Below are 16,102 nucleotides of genomic sequence, written 5' to 3'. Positions count from 1 at the left end.
CAGACCGGGCAGGGCAGGAGGTCTTGTCCAAAACCGCCCAAAACCGGGCGAGGTTGGTGATTTTGTGGGTAAATTGTGGGTGGATTATTATGAAAATGTGTAACTTTGCCTGTTGATTGCGTCGGTCTGCATTGTCCGGACGCAAGTCAACGTATTATCTAATCTTTAATACCCGTTTTCAGCCGATGAGAAGATGGCGCATTGAGGACAGCGCGGAGCTGTACAACATTAATGGATGGGGACGACAGTATTTCTCCATCAATTCCAAGGGCAACGTGGCCGTGACACCCCGTGAGGGGTATGCCTCCGTAGATTTGCGTGAGGTTATGGACGAGCTGCAGGTGAGAGACATTACGTCGCCCGTGCTCCTGCGTTTCCCCGATATTCTCGACAACCGTATCGAGAAGATTTCAAAGTGTTTCGCGATAGCGTCGAAGCAATATAACTATAAGGGCCAGAATTATATAATCTATCCCATCAAGGTCAATCAGATGCGTCCCGTGGTGGAGGAGATAGTGACTCATGGGGAGAAGTTCAATATCGGCCTCGAGGCCGGCTCGAAGCCCGAGCTGCATGCCGTGCTTGCCACCAATATCAAGGAGAACGCTCTCATTATCTGTAACGGATATAAGGATAAGACCTATATCGAACTTGCTCTGCTGGCCCAGAAGATGGGCCGCCGCATATATATAGTGGTAGAGAAGCTCAACGAGCTGCGCATAATTTCGGAGGTGGCCAAGCGTATGAATCTACGGCCCAACGTGGGTCTGCGCATCAAGCTCGCGTCGTCGGGTTCGGGCAAATGGGAGACCAGCGGCGGTGACCAGTCGAAGTTTGGCCTTAACTCGGCTGAGCTCCTTGAGGCTCTCGACTATATGGATCGCAACAAAATGACCGACTGCCTGAAGCTGATACACTTTCACATAGGCAGTCAGATAACCAAAATCCGTTTTATCAAGAATGCCATCCGAGAGGCCACACAGTTCTATGTACAGTTGTGCCAGATGGGATTTGAGGTAGAGTTTATGGATATCGGCGGCGGTCTGGGCGTCGACTATGACGGCACCCGCAACTCGGCCTCGGGCTCGTCGATGAACTATTCCATCCAGGAGTATGCCAACGACGCTGTGTCGGCTATCGTGGACGCATGCGAGAAAAACGGTCTGAGGCAGCCCAATGTCATCAACGAGAGCGGTCGCTCGCTTACGGCCCATCACTCGGTGTTGGTGCTTGAGGTGCTCGAGACCACCCAGTTGCCAATATGGAAAGACAATAAGGAGATTTCGGAGGACGACCACGAGCTGATACGTGAGCTTTACAATATATGGGACCGTCTTGACCAGCAGAATATACTCGAAAGCTGGCACGATGCGTTGCAGATACGCGAGGAGGCTCTCGACCTGTTCAGCCTCGGACTTGTCGACCTGCGCACCCGCGCACAGATGGAGGAGCTGTTCTGGTCGATAGCGCGCGAGGTGGGCGACATAGCCCACGGCATGCGCCATGCTCCCGAAGAGCTGCGCAAGGTGTCAAAGATGATACCTGACAAATATTTCTGCAATTTCTCACTGTTTCAGTCGCTTACCGACTCATGGGCGATTGACCAGGTGTTTCCCATAATCCCCCTCTCGCGCCTTGACGAGAAGCCTTCGCGCACGTGTACTGTGCAGGACATCACCTGTGACAGCGACGGCAAGATAGCTTATTACATATCGCCCTCGGGCACTACGGTCGGGTCGCTGCCCGTGCATCCCGTGAAGCCCGGCGAGCCTTATTATCTCGGCGTGTTTCTTGTCGGGGCCTATCAGGAGATACTCGGCGACATGCACAACCTGTTTGGCGACACTAATGCCGTGCATATCTCGGTCTACAAGGACCGTTATGAGATAGACCGTATAATCGACGGTGAGACTGTGGCCGATGTGCTCGATTATGTGCAGTTCAATCCCAAGAAACTGGTGCGCAATGTCGAGGCCTGGGTGACCGCCTCGATGAAGGAGGGCAAGATTTCGCCCGAGGAGGGCCGCGAGTTCCTGAGCAACTACCGCTCGGGTCTCTACGGATATACTTATATCGAAAAAGACTAAAATTCAATTAGTAATTAGCAATTAGTAATTAGTAATTTTTTTGAGGCAATTGCCTCTGATTGTAATTGCTAATTGCTAATTACTAATTACTAATTGCTAATTGCTAATTGATTGTGAGGTATTTCATGCGTCTCAGCTATCGTGGGGAGCCTTATCACGGCTGGCAGTCACAGCCGGGGGCGGTCACGGTGCAGGAGATTATAGAGGGCGCGCTGTCAAAGGTGATGCGACGCCCGATGAAGATAGTCGGTGCGGGACGCACCGATGCGGGTGTGAATGCCCGCATGATGGTGGCACATTTTGATGTTGACGATGAGATAGCCGACACGGTGAGGCTCGTAGGATCGCTCAATGCCATGGTGGGACGCGATATAGCCATACATGAGATATATCAGGTAGATTCCGGTCTGCATGCCCGGTTTGACGCTACCTCGCGCACCTATCACTATTATGCCGTCGGTGAGAAATCGGCTTTTTTCTATCCCCTCAGTTGGAAGGCTCCGGCCGGGCTTGACTATGAGGCCATGAACCGTGCGGCCGCGCTGCTGACTGGTACAGACGATTTTACCTCGTTTGCCAAACTCCACACCGATGCAAAGACTAATATCTGTCGTGTGACGCATGCCGCGTGGCACCGCATCGATGCATTTGGCGGCGAAGGGTGGGTGTTTGTGATTACGGCCGACCGTTTTCTGCGCAATATGGTGAGGGCGGTGGTCGGTACGCTTGTCGAGGTAGGGCGAGGAAAGATTACGGTCGACGATTTTGCCCGTATCATAGAGCGTCGCAACCGCTGCGCGGCCGGCACATCCATGCCCCCTCAGGCATTGTATCTCTGGGAAGTGACCTATCCGGGCGAGACGCCTTGTACGGCCAATTTCAGCGAAAATCAGGCCAATGGAATTTAACAACTATTAACCACCTGCGGGCTTGTCCAATCATTGGCAGTGAGTAACTTTGTTGTAGCATTATCAATGATAAAACATCACGTTATGAAAAAGACCATTATCGCTATTCTCGTGCTGCTGTTGGCCATGGGTGCAAGCGCGCAGTCGCTGCTGTGGGACAGTGCGGAGCCTGTGAAGACTGTGACAGTCGGAGCCCGTCTGGGCTGGAACTTCGCTTCCATGGCCGGGAAAGGAAGCGGTTATTATGACGGCCGCAAGGGTGTGGCTCTAGGGGCTGCCGTGGATGTCAATCTCATCAAAAGCTTCTCAATAAACACAGGCTTGTATTTTACCATGAAGGGCGCGTCGATGAATGATGTGGAGGCTCAGGTAGGAGACATGCTCGGCATGAAAGCCAAAGCCACATGGGCTGTCAACTTTCTCGAGTTGCCGGTGTATGCGTCCTATCATCTGAGATTTACCCCCGACTCAGATCTGCAGATATTTTTCGGACCGTATTTCAGCTATGGCGTCTATGGCAAGTATGGCATGAAGATGCGCGACATGGAGGGCTATGCCCAGGAAAAAGTGAAGCTGTTCAGCAAATCGCAGGGCTATCACCGCTGGCAGTCAGGCATAGGCCTGGGTGCGTCCTATACGTTTGACCACCATTATGTGGTCGGGCTGCAATATCAGTGGGGCATCAGGGATGTGGCCGAGCTGATGGACAATCAGTGGAATCTGTTTCAGCTCTCGATCGGCTATAATTTCTGACAAGCCGTCAGTCGTTTTACGCCGTGCATCCGCATGGCGGTAAGGCCATGAAAAAATTTTAGGAAAAATAGAAAAATACCATGCGTTAAAAAGGTGTCAAATTGAAGAAATTTTTCTATATTTGCACAGCCGAAAGTGTGCCGTGCACTGACTGAGGAGTCTCGGTTGTGTGCAAACGGCACAAACACAGCGCAATAACTATCGACGAAAAACGATTTAACTCATAATATGATAGCATTAGCAATTCAAAATGCAACCTTAGCGGTGGTCGCTCTATGCACGGGCGTCGCCCTGGTAGCTGTCGCTCTATGGCTCGCCGGGCTTATATCGCCCAAGTCGTTCAATCCGCAGAAAGGCGAGGCTTACGAATGTGGTATCCCAACCCGAGGCGAGTCAATGGCTCAATTCAAGGTGGGATATTATCTTTTTGCCATTCTCTTCCTGATGTTTGACGTCGAGACAGTGTTTCTTTATCCGTGGGCCGTACGTGTTCACGAACTGGGCACACAGGGTCTGACAGCTATCGCAGTATTTTTCGGAATTATAGTGCTGGGTCTCGTGTATGCCTGGCGGAAAGGAGCTCTTGAATGGAAGTAACTACGCAAGGCATGCCCTATGAGGCATGGAAAGACAATGAGTATATCGAGAAGCTCGTGAAGGAGCTTCAGAAGAGCGGCACCAACGTGATTGTGGGCTCGCTCGACAAACTTATCAACTGGGGGCGGTCTAACTCTATCTGGCCTCTTACCTTCGCCACCAGTTGCTGCGGTATAGAGTTCGTGTCGCTCGGAGCGGCGCGTTACGACATGGCGCGTTTTGGCTGGGAAGTAGCGCGAGCCTCGCCCCGTCAGGCCGACTTCATGATGGTGGCCGGCACGATTGTCCACCGTATGGCACCCGTATTCCGCCGTCTGTATGACCAGTTGGCCGAGCCCAAATATGTGATAGCATGCGGCAGTTGCGCCATCTCGGGCGGCCCCTTCAAGAAGAGCTATCATGTGGCTATGGGCATCGAGGACATAGTGCCTGTCGATGTGTTTGTGCCCGGATGCCCTCCGCGTCCCGAAGCCATGATATATGGCATCATGCAGCTCTCGCGTAAGATTAAGGTGGAGAAATTCTTCGGCGGTGTCAACCGTCAGGAGAAACAGCAGGAGTTTCTTGCCGCGCACCCGGTGCCCGGAGTCAACGACTGATAAAAATCCCTCCCCACTATTTGTAGAATCATTATTACACCTTATATATAATGGCTAACATCCAGGAAAAGATTTCCAAGCTGTTTCCCCAGGTCACTTTCGAGCAGACCGACATCCTCGAGATGACAGTGCCCGACGCACAGTGGCATGACGTGGCCGCCACGCTGCGCCATGACGCGGAGCTGTCGTTTGATTTCCTCGTGACCATCGTAGGTATGGACTGGAAGGAAAACGGCATGGGCTGTATCTATGAGCTCATCTCCACCGCAAGCAATGAGCGCGTGTCGGTCAAAGTGATGGCCACAGGCGACCGTGAGATGCCTCTCATCCACTCGGTGCACGACCTCTGGGCTATTGCCACCATCTATGAGCGCGAGGTCTATGACTTCTTCGGCATAATCTTCGTCAACAATCCCGACATGCGCCGTCTCTTCCTCAATATCGACTGGAAGGGTTTCCCTCTGCGCAAGGATTACAACGACGACCCCAATATCAACCCCGTATCAATCGAGAACGAGCGTCAGACCGACTTTACCGACATGTGGGTGGAGCGCGACGGCAAGATTGTAAAGGAGCAGCGTCGCATATTCGAGCCTGATGACTTTGTGGTCAACATAGGCCCGCAGCACCCCGCCACACATGGTGTGCTCCGTTTCCGCACGGCTGTCGACGGTGAGATTATCAAGAAAATCGACATCTATCTGGGCTATATCCACCGCGGAGTCGAGAAGATATGCGAGGTGGACACCTATCCGCAGACACTCCATTTCATGGACCGTCTCGATTATTTCTCGGCCCATCCCTATCATCACTGTCTGTGCATGCTCATCGAGGAGGCCGCCGGTATCCAGATATCGCGCCGCGCACAGGTGATACGTGTGCTCATGGACGAGATCTCTCGCATCGCCTCCCACTGCCTCTTTATCGGCACCTACTGCATGGACCTCGGTGCGACCACCATGCTCTTCTACACCCTGCGTGTGCGCGAGCAGATACTCGACATCATGGAGAAGACATGCGGCGCACGCATGACTTTCAACTATGACTGCATCGGCGGTGTAATGCAGGATCTCCATCCCGACTTCGTGGGCGACGTGCATGCCCTGCTCGATGTGCTCCCCGCCAACATCAAGGAATACAATAAGATATTTACCGGCAACGTCATTGCCCGCGACCGTATGGAGGACGTGGGTGTGCTCAGCCGCGAGGATGCCATATCCTGGGCTGTCACCGGCCCCAACGGACGTGGCTCGGGTTGGGCGTGCGACGTGCGCAAGCTCCATCCTTACAGCATCTATTCCGAGCTTGACTTCGACGAAGTGGTGCGTGAGGAGGGCGACTCGATGGCCCGTTTCAAGGTGCGTATGGACGAGATGGTGCAGAGCGCGCGCATCATCGCCCAGCTCATCGACAATATACCCGACGGAGAGTATTGCGTGAAGGTGCCCAAGGTGCTCAAGCTCCCCGTAGGCCACTGGTTCAAGATGGTCGAGGGATGCCGAGGCACATTCGGCGTATATCTCGAGAGCGACGGTGGCACGATGCCCTATCGTCTGAAGATTGCTCCTCCGTGTCTGCCCGCCGCGGCTGTGGTCGACCACATCACCCGCGGTCAGAAGATTGCCGACCTTATCACCATCGGCGGCTCGATGGACTACATCGTGCCCGACATCGACCGGTAATCCGTCACACCACCACACTATCCCCCCACCGATAAATCGTCACTATCACAATAATCCAATCACATAAGTAACAGTATGCAAGACTTATCAGTAGCAACTGCCTGGATTCATTCCTTGCTGCTCGGTTATATGCCCGAGTGGGCTGCGGTCACACTCGAGTGTCTGCTCATAGGAGTGGGGCTGATGCTCCTCTATGCGGTCCTCGCCCTTTTCTATATCCTCTTCGAACGCAAGGTCTGCGCCTATTTCCAGTGTCGTCTCGGCCCTAACCGCGTAGGTCCCTGGGGACTGCTCCAGAGCGTGGCCGATATGTTCAAGATACTCATCAAGGAGCTTATCTCACTCAACCATATCGACAAGTTTCTTTTTGCGCTTGCTCCCTATCTGGTCATCATCGCCTCGATGCTCGCGTTTGCGGTGCTCCCGTGGGGCAACGGCCTTCAGATAATCAACTTCAATGTGGGCATCTTCTTCCTGTTGGCTGTGTCGTCGATAGGAGTGCTCGGTATTCTGCTGGCCGGATGGTCGTCCAACAACAAGTTCACGCTTATCGGCGCACTCCGTTCGGGCGCGCAGATGGTGAGTTATGAACTTTCGATGGGCCTGTGTGTTGTGACTATGGTAGTGATAGCCGGTTCGATGAACGTCACCGACATCGTGATGGCCCAGGAACACCTGTGGTTCATCTTCTCGGGACACATCCCCGCCATCATCGCTTTTGTGATATTCATGATAGCAGGTACGGCCGAGACCAACCGTGGCCCGTTTGACCTTCCCGAAGCCGAGAGCGAGCTGACGGCCGGTTACCACACCGAGTATTCAGGTATCCACTTCGGTTTCTTCTATCTTGCCGAGTATCTCAATCTTTTCATCGTGTCGGGCGTGGCCGCACTCCTCTTCTTCGGAGGCTGGATGCCGCTCCATATTCCCGGCCTCGACGCTTTCAACCAAGTGATGGACTATATCCCCTCGGTGGTATGGTTTATCGGCAAGGCAATCGCGCTGTCGTTTATCATCATATGGTTCAAGTGGACATTCCCCCGTCTGCGTATCGACCAGCTCCTTACGCTCGAGTGGAAATATCTGCTCCCCATCAATCTCTTCAACCTTGTGCTGATGGTGATTGTGGTGACTTACAGCCTCTACCTCTAAAAACATAAGAAATCCTTAAAAATACTATGTCGCGTCCGTCATGACGGCGCACTTAATACCCCCTAATCGCGATGAGTGAAAAATATGGCAAAATCGTCCAGGTGATAGGACCTGTGGTCGACGTGATGTTTGAAGGCGATGACAACATCATCCCTCCCATCTACACCGCTCTCAAAGTAGTGCGTCCCGACGGCTCGGAGCTGATACTCGAAGTGGAGCAGCACATCGGTGAAAAGACCGTGCGCTGCGTGGCTATGGAGAGTACCGACGGTCTGCAGCGCGGAGCGCGTGTTGACAATCTCGAGCGACCCATCGCGGTACCCACCGGCGAGCAGGTGAAAGGCCGCCTGCTCAACGTCATCGGTGATGCCATCGACCGTCTGCCTCAGCTTGACCGCAAGGACCTCCGTCCCATCCATCAGCCGGCTCCCGAGTTTGAGGACCTCACCATCGGCACCGAGATACTCTACACCGGCATCAAGGTCATCGACTTGCTCGAGCCTTACAGCAAGGGTGGCAAGATCGGTCTGTTCGGCGGTGCAGGTGTGGGCAAGACAGTGCTCATCATGGAGCTCATCAACAACATCGCCAAGGGACATAACGGATTCTCGGTATTCACCGGTGTGGGCGAGCGTACCCGCGAGGGTAACGACCTGCTCCGCGAGATGATCGAGAGCGGCGTTGTGAAGTATGGCAAGAAGTTTGAGGAAGGCATGGAGAAAGGCGAGTGGAATCTTGCCGATGTCGACATGGATCAGGTGAAGGATTCACAGGCCACCCTCGTGTTCGGTCAGATGAACGAGCCCCCGGGCGCACGTCTGCGTGTGGCACTCTCGGGTCTGACAGTCGCCGAGCAGTTCCGCGACCAGGACGGCGGCGGTAAGGACATCCTCCTTTTTATCGACAACATATTCCGTTTCACCCAGGCAGGTTCGGAGGTGTCGGCTCTTCTCGGCCGTATGCCCTCGGCTGTAGGCTATCAGCCCACGCTTGCCTCTGAGATGGGTGCTCTTCAGGAGCGTATCACTTCGACCAAAAACGGTTCGATTACCTCGGTACAGGCCATCTATGTGCCGGCCGACGACTTGACCGACCCCGCTCCGGCTACCACCTTCAGCTTCCTCGATGCCACTACCGTGCTCTCGCGTAAGATTACCGAGCTCGGCATCTATCCGGCCGTTGATCCTCTCGAGTCGACATCGCGTATCCTCGACCCCAATATCATCGGCGAAGACCACTATAACACAGCCCAGGCTGTGAAGCAGTTGCTTCAGAAATATAACGAGCTTCAGGACATCATCGCCATCCTCGGTGTCGATGAGCTCAGCGACGAGGACAAGCTCGTCGTGGCCCGAGCACGCCGTGCGCAGCGATTCCTCTCCCAGCCGTTCCACGTGGCCGAGCAGTTCACCGGTCTGCCGGGTGTGATGGTGCCTCTCAGCGAGACCATCCGCGGCTTCAAGATGATTCTTGCCGGCGAGGTCGACGACCTGCCCGAACAGGCATTCCTCAACGTCGGCACCATCGACGACGCCATAGCCAAGGGTAAGAAACTTCTTGCCGAGGCCGGTGCCTGAGACGACTGCCCCGACTCGTCAGCAACGATAGCCACTCCTCATAAGCATATCACTATTACAATAATCCAAGCCGATGACACTCAAGATAATTTCAGCCGACGACATCCTGTTTCAAGGTGACGCCTCCGTGGTGCACCTGCCAGGGACTATGGGAGCCTTCACCGTGCTCCCCGGCCATGCATCGCTAATCTCCACCCTCACCCCCGGCACCGTGCGCTACACCTCGGGCGGCACAGAGCAGCGGGTGGATATACAGGGCGGCATAGCCGATGTCGACAGCGACGTAGTGTCAGTATGCATATATTAACTTACCGGCGATGAAAAATATCTTCACAACCATAGCACTCGCGCTCATCGCTCTCCTGGCTCCGGCCATGGCCCTCGCTTCGGGCCACGACACCGATGGGTCAAAGGAGGAGGGCATTGACGCCCAAGGCATCATATTCGAGCATCTTGGCGACGGATATGGATGGGAGGTGCCCTTCAATCATCACAAGCGCATCCCTCTCCCCGTCATCGTATGGGGTTCGGACGGCCTGCACGTGTTCTCATCCTCGCGTGTGACGGGCGGTGAAGTGTATCGCGACGGAGACGCCGAGTTTAAGATTGCCGGCAAGGACAGCCCCTACAAGGGTAAGGTCGTAGAGATCGTCGGCGGTCAGGAAGTCAAGCCCGCTGTGGACATCTCCATTACCAAAAATGTGTGTGGAGTCTTTATCGCGGTGCTCCTGTGCATATGGTGTATACTTTCCGTAGCCCGCTGGCACCGTACACAAGGCATGAAAGGCCCGCGCAAGATGGTGGGCGCGATAGAGTTTGTGATTCTCTTCATATATGACGGAGTCATCAAGCCCACGCTCAAGAACAAGGCTCAGCGTTTCGCCCCTTATCTGCTCACGGTGTTCTTCTTCATCCTCATCATGAACCTCCTGGGCCTCATAGTGATATTTCCGGGCGGAGCCAATCTGACAGGCAATATAGCCGTGACGCTTGTGCTCGCCATACTTACATTCTTTATCACCAATATCTTCGCCACCAAACATTACTGGAAAGAGATATTCAATCCCGAGGTGCCCTGGTGGCTCAAATGGCCTCTTCCCATCATGCCGATAATCGAAATCTTCGGCGTGTTCACCAAGCCGGCGGCTCTCACCGTGCGTCTTTTCGCCAACATGATGGGCGGTCACATGATAGTGATAGTGCTCACCCTGCTTATCTTCATCTTCGCGGCCATGGGTCCGGTGGTGACCGGCGCGACCGCCGTGGTGTCGGTGATATTCTCGGTGTTCATGCTTTGTATCGATGTGCTCGTGAGTTTTATCCAGGCCTATGTGTTCACCATGCTCTCGACCCTCTTTATCGCACTCGGTCAGGAGGAAGGACACCATGATAAGCATGAGGAGAAAGCCGTAGTGCCCCACAATCCGTAAACTCTCGCCTCAACAGTCAGCAATAATAATCTCTAAAAAATAAACCCCCAAAAAATTCTAAAGTTATGTTAGCAATGATTTTAGCAGCAATCGAAGGAACACTTGGCATCGGTGTATGCATCGGTGCGGCAATCGCAGCTATCGGTGCAGGTATCGGCATCGGCAAAATCGGCGGCTCAGCCATGGAGGCAATCGCCCGTCAGCCCGAATCGACCGGTGACATCCGAAGCAACATGATTGTGATCGCGGCTCTTATCGAGGGTGTTGCCCTCTTTGCCGTTATCGTGTGTATCCTCGCAATGTTCGTAGGCTAATCCACAGGTCAACTACAACGCTATGGAACTATTCACGCCTGATTTCGGCCTGATATTCTGGATGTTCGTATCGTTTGCCATCCTCTTCGTCATCCTGTGGCGATGGGGCTGGCCCGCGATTATGAAAGGAGTGTCCGACCGTGCCGACCTCATCGACAAGGGTGTGGAGTATGCTCAAAGTGCCAAACAACAGCTTGACCATGCCCGCGAAGAGGCGGATAAATACATAGCAGATGCCCGTCGCCAGCAGGCCGAGATGCTGCGCGAGGCCGACAAGATGAAGACTCAGATCATCGAGGAAGCCCGTGCCGCAGCCCAATCGGAGGCCAAAAAAGTGATGGTCAGCGCGAAACAGTCAATCGAACAGGAGCGCAAAGCAGCTCAGGAGCAATTTCGTAACGAAGTCTCCACCTTCGCTCTCGACATCGCCCAGAAGGTGGTGCGCAATCAGATGAAGGAGGAGAAAGCTCAGGAGAAACTTGTCAACTCGCTGCTCGACGAAATCGAGAAACAAAACTGAGGCCTCTATACCTCTACTCTCACCACCCCCACCAATCTTAAGCAATGAACCAAGGTCTCATCCCAAACCGTTACGCCAAAGCTCTCTATGAGTATGCCGCCGAGAGCGGCAGCGACAAGCGAGTGTTTGACCTCATGCAGAAGCTCGCCGAGGCGTTTGCCTCAGAGCCTGAGCTTACCAAGGCCGTGAGCAACCCGTTTGTGTCGCGTCGCGACAAGATACAGTTGCTCGACACGGCCTCGGGTGTGGCCGCCGGCGATGATGTCATGGAGCGTTTCATGACACTGCTCGCCGACAACAACCGCCTCGACATGGCGCGTGACATAGCCCTGGCTTATCTTAAGATGTACCGCCTGAAGCACAACATACGTCTTGTCACCGTCACCTCGGCCGCCCCGATGGCCCCGGCCGACGAGGACAGACTCAGGAAGCTCATACAGCGGCACCTCGGCTCGGCTCAGATGGAGTACAGACATCTCATCGACCCCGACCTTATAGGCGGGTTTGTAGTCAGCATCGACAACGAAAAGCTCGACGCATCCGTTGCCAATGAACTCAAGCAGCTACGCCTCAAACTTTTAAGTAAATAATCCCACATTATTACAATCAGTCTTACCAATGATTAACCCAAGCGAGATTTCTCAGGTACTGAAGCAACAGTTGGAGAACGTCAACTCTAAGGTGTCGTTTGAAGAAACCGGCATCGTCCTCGAAGTGGGAGATGGCGTGGCCCACGTGTATGGCCTCGACAACGTATGTGCCAACGAGCTCGTAGAGTTCGAAAACGGCGTCAAGGGCGTGGCCCTCAACCTCGAGGAGAGCAACGTCGGCGTGATACTCCTTAACAACGTCAATAAGGTCACCGAAAACATGACCGTGAAGCGCACCGGTGAAATTGCTTCAATCAACGTCGGCGACGGCGTGTTTGGGCGCGTCATCAATGTGCTCGGCCAGCCCATCGACGGGCGCGGACCTATCGAGGGCGAGCTGCTCCCCATGCCCCTCGAGCGCAAGGCCCCCGGCGTAATTTTCCGTCAGCCTGTGAAGCAGCCTCTCCAGACCGGTCTCAAGGCCATCGACTCGATGGTGCCTATAGGCCGCGGTCAGCGCGAGCTTATCATCGGCGACCGTCAGATCGGTAAGACTGCCGTGGCAATCGACACCGTAATCAATCAGCGCAAGAATTTTGAGGAAGGCAAGCCCGTCTACTGTATCTACGTGGCCATCGGTCAGAAGGCCTCGTCGGTAGCCGCCACTGTCGAGACCCTGCGCCAGCACGGCGCGCTCGACTACACCGTGGTCGTGGCCGCCACAGCCTCCGACTCGGCGTCCATGCGCTACTACGCACCCTTTGCGGGCGTGGCCATCGGCGAGTATATCCGCGACACCGGCCGCGACGCCCTCATCATCTATGACGACCTCTCCAAGCAGGCCGTGGCCTATCGTGAGATTTCACTCGTGCTCAAGCGTCCTTCGGGCCGCGAGGCTTATCCGGGCGACATCTTCTATCTCCACAGCCGTCTGCTCGAGCGCGCCGCCAAGATTATCGACAACCAGCAGGTGGCCGAGAATATGAACGACCTGCCCGAGTCGCTCAAAGGCAAGGTCAAGGGCGGAGGCTCGCTCACCGCGCTTCCCATCATCGAGACTCAGGCCGGTGACGTGTCGGCTTACATCCCCACCAACGTTATCTCCATCACCGACGGTCAGATATTCCTCGAGACCGCACTCTTCAACCGTGGCATCCGTCCCGCCATCAACGTGGGTATCTCGGTGTCGCGTGTGGGCGGTAGCGCGCAGATCAAGTCGATGAAGAAGGTGGCAGGTACGCTCAAGATTGACCAGGCACAGTTCCGCGAGCTTGAGTCGTTCACCAAATTTGGCGGCGACATCGATGCCGTGACAGCCCGCGTCATCGACAAGGGCCGCAAGAACGAGCGTCTGCTCATCCAGCCCCAGTATTCGCCTATGGCAGTCGAGGATGAAGTGGCCGTGATATATTGCGGCACACGCGGTCTGCTCGAGAAGGTGCCTGTCAACAAGGTGGCCGAGTTTGAGAAAAACTTCCTCCAGCTCATGCACGCCAAGTATCCCCAGGATATGGATGCCATACGCGCCGGCAAACTCGACGAAGACATCGAAGCCCACCTCACCGCAGCCGCGACCGAGATAGCAGGGTCTTTCTAAAAGTTTGGATTCTAAACTTCCGGACTCTAAACTTTAAACTTTTAAAAACATCACCACCGTCACAATCAATCCATAACTCCATCCAATGGCAACACTACGCGAACTCAAAGGACGCATCGGCTCAGTGGCCTCCAGTGAGAAAATCACCGGAGCCATGAAGATGATATCCTCGGCCAAGATGCACCGTGCCGAGGCCGACCTGCGGAAGCAATTGCCCTACCGCGGGCAGATAGAGTCCATAATCGGCAATCTGCTGAGTGCCGACGCCGAGTTCTCGTCGCCGCTCACCGAGCCTCGCGAGGTAAAGCGTGTGGGTATAGTGGTGCTCGGATCGGACGACGGATTGTGCGGAGGCTACAACATCAACATCTTCAAGGAACTGCTCGCCCGACTTAAAGAGTGTCGCGCCGAGTATGGCGAAGGGGTCGACTTCACCATCTTCACCATCGGCCGCAAGATACACAAGGCCGTGGCCAAGCTCGACGACCCCCACATCACCGTGGCTTACTCGGAGGAAGTCAATTCCAAGAGCGGCTATGAGGTCATCAAGGCCTTTGCCGGACGTCTCGGAGAGCAATTTCTCTCGGGCGGGATTGACACTGTCAAGCTCCTCTACATGAACTTTCAGAGTGTGAGCCGTCAGCGTCTGCGCTATGAGCAATATCTGCCCGTCGATGCCTCGACCTTCTCGGCCGAAGGGGTCAAGACACAGTGCCGTCCCTACATCTTCGAGCCTGACGCAGCCTCGATATTCCGCTCGGTGCTGCCGATGTTTCTGCTCTCGGTGATGCAGGAAGTATTTACCGAAAACCGCGCCTCCGAACAGGCCGCCCGCATCATGGCCATGCAGAGCGCGAATGATAATGCAAAGAACCTGCTCGAGCAGTTGCAGCTTGAATACAACAAGCTGCGCCAGCAGAGCATAACCACCGAGCTGCTCGACATCATAGGCGGCCAGGTGAAAAATTAGCAACATATATAATAATACCAATCCTTAAACATGGGTAGTGTAAAAGACTATTTCTCCAATCTCGGGTCGGGCATCGCAAGTCTCATCAAGGGAATGTCGGTGACCGGCAAGGAATTTGTCACCCCAAAGATTACCGAAGAGTATCCCGACAACCGCGACAACCTTCCCGTGGCCGACCGCTTCCGCGCCGTGCTGCGGCTGAAGTATGACGACCAGGGCGACCACAAGTGTATAGCTTGCGGCACCTGTGAGCGCGTGTGTCCCAACGGGACAATCTCTCTTGACATCAAGCAGGTAGAGACCTGGGACGGCAAGAAGAAAAAGAAGCTCGACAAGTACATGTATGACCTTGGCAGTTGCACGTTCTGCCAGCTCTGCGTCACCAACTGTCCGACCGACGCTCTCGATTTCAGCAACGATTTTGAGCAGGCTGTGTTCACACGCGGCAAGCTCGTAAAGAAACTCAATTATCTACCCGAGAAGGAGGAGCCCAAGCCCACACCCGAGCAGATAGCCAAGCTGCAGGCCGAGAAAGAGGCCAAGATAGCCGCCGCCAAGGCAGCCGCCGAGGCCAAGAAAGCCGCGGCAGCATCCGGAGCTCCCGCAGCCGAGGCCGATCCTCTGGCCGGAATCGAGCTTAACGACGCTCAGAAAAAGGCTCTCGCCGCAGCAGCCTCCGACCCCGAGAAGCTCGAGAAGATACGTGCCGCCATCATCAAGGCCGCTCAGCTCAAAGCCGCCAAAGCCGCTCAGGCCGGCGAATAAGCCTCCAATAGCTAAAATTATTATCACAGTATATGGAATCAGCAGGAAGTATAATTTTTTACTGGATAATCGCCTTGGCGATTGTCATCTTTTCGGTACTTACTGTCACCACGCGCAAGATACTCCGCGCGGCCACCTATCTGCTCTTTACCCTCTTTGCCACAGCCGCGCTTTACTTCAAGCTCGACTATGAATTTCTGGGCAGCGTGCAGATAGCCGTCTATGCCGGAGGTATAGTGGTGCTGTTTGTATTCTCGATACTCCTCACCACCCGTCCCGGCGACAACAGTGCCAAGCTCGAGTCAAACAAGCGTCTGCTCGGCATCCTCGGCGCGCTCGCAGCGGCCGGTGCGTGCGGATGGGCCTTGTGCTCGCGTTGCGCCGACATGTTTACATCGGCCCCCGCAATGTCCAACCCGACCATGCACGAGATCGGCACCGCCATGCTCGGCACGGGCCACGGTCAGTATCTGCTCCCCTTTGAGGCAGTCAGCGTGCTGCTCCTCGCATGTATAATAGGTGGCGTAGTGGTCGCCCGCAAACGTTAACCCCCCGATACGA

17 protein-coding genes are annotated in these 16,102 nt (G+C 54.7%); all 17 read left to right on the top strand.

The window, feature by feature from the left end; translation table 11 throughout:
* Positions 1–185: 185 nt before the first annotated feature.
* The 17 genes from speA (at position 186) to QGT73_RS06970 (ending at position 16,089) form a co-directional block, all read left to right on the top strand.
* The gene (speA, locus tag QGT73_RS07050) at positions 186–2,087 is read left to right on the top strand and encodes a biosynthetic arginine decarboxylase (RefSeq protein WP_280121945.1); all 1,902 of its coding nucleotides are present in this window, start codon (positions 186–188) and stop codon (positions 2,085–2,087) included.
* Positions 2,088–2,197: 110 nt separating this feature from the next.
* Entirely contained in the window at positions 2,198–2,995 is a 798-nt protein-coding gene (gene truA / locus QGT73_RS07045; protein WP_341874109.1) for a tRNA pseudouridine(38-40) synthase TruA, read from the top strand.
* A gap of 84 nt (positions 2,996–3,079) precedes the next feature.
* Positions 3,080–3,748 carry a porin family protein gene (locus tag QGT73_RS07040; protein ID WP_280121943.1) on the top strand — a complete coding sequence of 223 codons (669 nt, stop codon included), beginning with the start codon at positions 3,080–3,082 and terminating at the stop codon, positions 3,746–3,748.
* Positions 3,749–3,976: 228 nt separating this feature from the next.
* Positions 3,977–4,345 carry an NADH-quinone oxidoreductase subunit A gene (locus QGT73_RS07035; protein WP_123617323.1) on the top strand — a complete coding sequence of 123 codons (369 nt, stop codon included), beginning with the start codon at positions 3,977–3,979 and terminating at the stop codon, positions 4,343–4,345.
* Positions 4,336–4,944: an NADH-quinone oxidoreductase subunit B gene (locus QGT73_RS07030; protein WP_280121942.1), complete on the top strand. Its 609-nt coding sequence runs from the start codon at positions 4,336–4,338 to the stop codon at positions 4,942–4,944. The genes QGT73_RS07035 and QGT73_RS07030 overlap by 10 nt, the downstream gene beginning before the upstream one ends.
* A 50-nt stretch (positions 4,945–4,994) precedes the next feature.
* Complete coding sequence (locus QGT73_RS07025) at positions 4,995–6,626, top strand: NADH-quinone oxidoreductase subunit D-related protein (protein ID WP_280121941.1); 1,632 nt, start codon at positions 4,995–4,997, stop codon at positions 6,624–6,626.
* A gap of 75 nt (positions 6,627–6,701) precedes the next feature.
* Complete coding sequence (gene nuoH, locus QGT73_RS07020; RefSeq protein WP_280121940.1) at positions 6,702–7,778, top strand: NADH-quinone oxidoreductase subunit NuoH; 1,077 nt, start codon at positions 6,702–6,704, stop codon at positions 7,776–7,778.
* A gap of 71 nt (positions 7,779–7,849) precedes the next feature.
* Entirely contained in the window at positions 7,850–9,355 is a 1,506-nt protein-coding gene (atpD, locus tag QGT73_RS07015) for a F0F1 ATP synthase subunit beta (protein WP_123617327.1), read from the top strand.
* Positions 9,356–9,428: 73 nt separating this feature from the next.
* On the top strand, positions 9,429–9,662 hold the full coding sequence (locus QGT73_RS07010) for a F0F1 ATP synthase subunit delta/epsilon (protein WP_280121939.1): 234 nt from the start codon (positions 9,429–9,431) through the stop codon (positions 9,660–9,662).
* Positions 9,663–9,672: 10 nt separating this feature from the next.
* Positions 9,673–10,785 carry a F0F1 ATP synthase subunit A gene (gene atpB / locus QGT73_RS07005; protein WP_280121938.1) on the top strand — a complete coding sequence of 371 codons (1,113 nt, stop codon included), beginning with the start codon at positions 9,673–9,675 and terminating at the stop codon, positions 10,783–10,785.
* A gap of 65 nt (positions 10,786–10,850) precedes the next feature.
* Complete coding sequence (gene atpE / locus QGT73_RS07000) at positions 10,851–11,099, top strand: ATP synthase F0 subunit C (protein WP_107033115.1); 249 nt, start codon at positions 10,851–10,853, stop codon at positions 11,097–11,099.
* Positions 11,100–11,121: 22 nt separating this feature from the next.
* Positions 11,122–11,619 (top strand): F0F1 ATP synthase subunit B, encoded by a 498-nt coding sequence (gene atpF, locus QGT73_RS06995; protein ID WP_280121937.1) that lies wholly within the window; start codon positions 11,122–11,124, stop codon positions 11,617–11,619.
* A 44-nt stretch (positions 11,620–11,663) separates the two neighbouring features.
* Positions 11,664–12,209 carry an ATP synthase F1 subunit delta gene (gene atpH, locus QGT73_RS06990; protein WP_123617331.1) on the top strand — a complete coding sequence of 182 codons (546 nt, stop codon included), beginning with the start codon at positions 11,664–11,666 and terminating at the stop codon, positions 12,207–12,209.
* A gap of 28 nt (positions 12,210–12,237) precedes the next feature.
* Complete coding sequence (atpA, locus tag QGT73_RS06985) at positions 12,238–13,806, top strand: F0F1 ATP synthase subunit alpha (protein WP_280121936.1); 1,569 nt, start codon at positions 12,238–12,240, stop codon at positions 13,804–13,806.
* 85 nt (positions 13,807–13,891) lie between these two features.
* Positions 13,892–14,776, top strand: a complete 885-nt coding sequence (gene atpG, locus QGT73_RS06980; RefSeq protein ID WP_280121935.1) for an ATP synthase F1 subunit gamma — start codon at positions 13,892–13,894, stop codon at positions 14,774–14,776.
* 30 nt (positions 14,777–14,806) lie between these two features.
* Complete coding sequence (locus QGT73_RS06975; protein WP_280121934.1) at positions 14,807–15,541, top strand: NuoI/complex I 23 kDa subunit family protein; 735 nt, start codon at positions 14,807–14,809, stop codon at positions 15,539–15,541.
* Positions 15,542–15,573: 32 nt separating this feature from the next.
* On the top strand, positions 15,574–16,089 hold the full coding sequence (locus QGT73_RS06970) for an NADH-quinone oxidoreductase subunit J family protein (RefSeq protein WP_123617335.1): 516 nt from the start codon (positions 15,574–15,576) through the stop codon (positions 16,087–16,089).
* Positions 16,090–16,102: the final 13 nt, after the last annotated feature.

Origin of the sequence: Duncaniella muricolitica (assembly GCF_910574735.1) — a bacterium.
Taxonomy (GTDB): Bacteria; Bacteroidota; Bacteroidia; order Bacteroidales; family Muribaculaceae; genus Duncaniella; species Duncaniella muricolitica.
The sequence above is the reverse complement of the archived record's forward strand: the minus strand, read 5'-3'. Positions and strand labels throughout refer to the sequence as shown.

Excerpts from the sequence above, each read along its gene's own strand:
- speA (WP_280121945.1), top strand. The coding sequence starts at position 186 with ATGAGAAGATGGCGCATTGAGGACAGCGCGGAGCTGTACAACATTAAT.
- QGT73_RS07040 (WP_280121943.1), top strand. The coding sequence starts at position 3,080 with ATGAAAAAGACCATTATCGCTATTCTCGTGCTGCTGTTGGCCATGGGT.
- QGT73_RS07035 (WP_123617323.1), top strand. The coding sequence starts at position 3,977 with ATGATAGCATTAGCAATTCAAAATGCAACCTTAGCGGTGGTCGCTCTA.
- QGT73_RS07030 (WP_280121942.1), top strand. The coding sequence starts at position 4,336 with ATGGAAGTAACTACGCAAGGCATGCCCTATGAGGCATGGAAAGACAAT.
- QGT73_RS07025 (WP_280121941.1), top strand. The coding sequence starts at position 4,995 with ATGGCTAACATCCAGGAAAAGATTTCCAAGCTGTTTCCCCAGGTCACT.
- nuoH (WP_280121940.1), top strand. The coding sequence starts at position 6,702 with ATGCAAGACTTATCAGTAGCAACTGCCTGGATTCATTCCTTGCTGCTC.
- atpD (WP_123617327.1), top strand. The coding sequence starts at position 7,850 with ATGAGTGAAAAATATGGCAAAATCGTCCAGGTGATAGGACCTGTGGTC.
- QGT73_RS07010 (WP_280121939.1), top strand. The coding sequence starts at position 9,429 with ATGACACTCAAGATAATTTCAGCCGACGACATCCTGTTTCAAGGTGAC.
- atpB (WP_280121938.1), top strand. The coding sequence starts at position 9,673 with ATGAAAAATATCTTCACAACCATAGCACTCGCGCTCATCGCTCTCCTG.
- atpE (WP_107033115.1), top strand. The coding sequence starts at position 10,851 with ATGTTAGCAATGATTTTAGCAGCAATCGAAGGAACACTTGGCATCGGT.
- atpF (WP_280121937.1), top strand. The coding sequence starts at position 11,122 with ATGGAACTATTCACGCCTGATTTCGGCCTGATATTCTGGATGTTCGTA.
- atpH (WP_123617331.1), top strand. The coding sequence starts at position 11,664 with ATGAACCAAGGTCTCATCCCAAACCGTTACGCCAAAGCTCTCTATGAG.
- atpA (WP_280121936.1), top strand. The coding sequence starts at position 12,238 with ATGATTAACCCAAGCGAGATTTCTCAGGTACTGAAGCAACAGTTGGAG.
- atpG (WP_280121935.1), top strand. The coding sequence starts at position 13,892 with ATGGCAACACTACGCGAACTCAAAGGACGCATCGGCTCAGTGGCCTCC.
- QGT73_RS06975 (WP_280121934.1), top strand. The coding sequence starts at position 14,807 with ATGGGTAGTGTAAAAGACTATTTCTCCAATCTCGGGTCGGGCATCGCA.
- QGT73_RS06970 (WP_123617335.1), top strand. The coding sequence starts at position 15,574 with ATGGAATCAGCAGGAAGTATAATTTTTTACTGGATAATCGCCTTGGCG.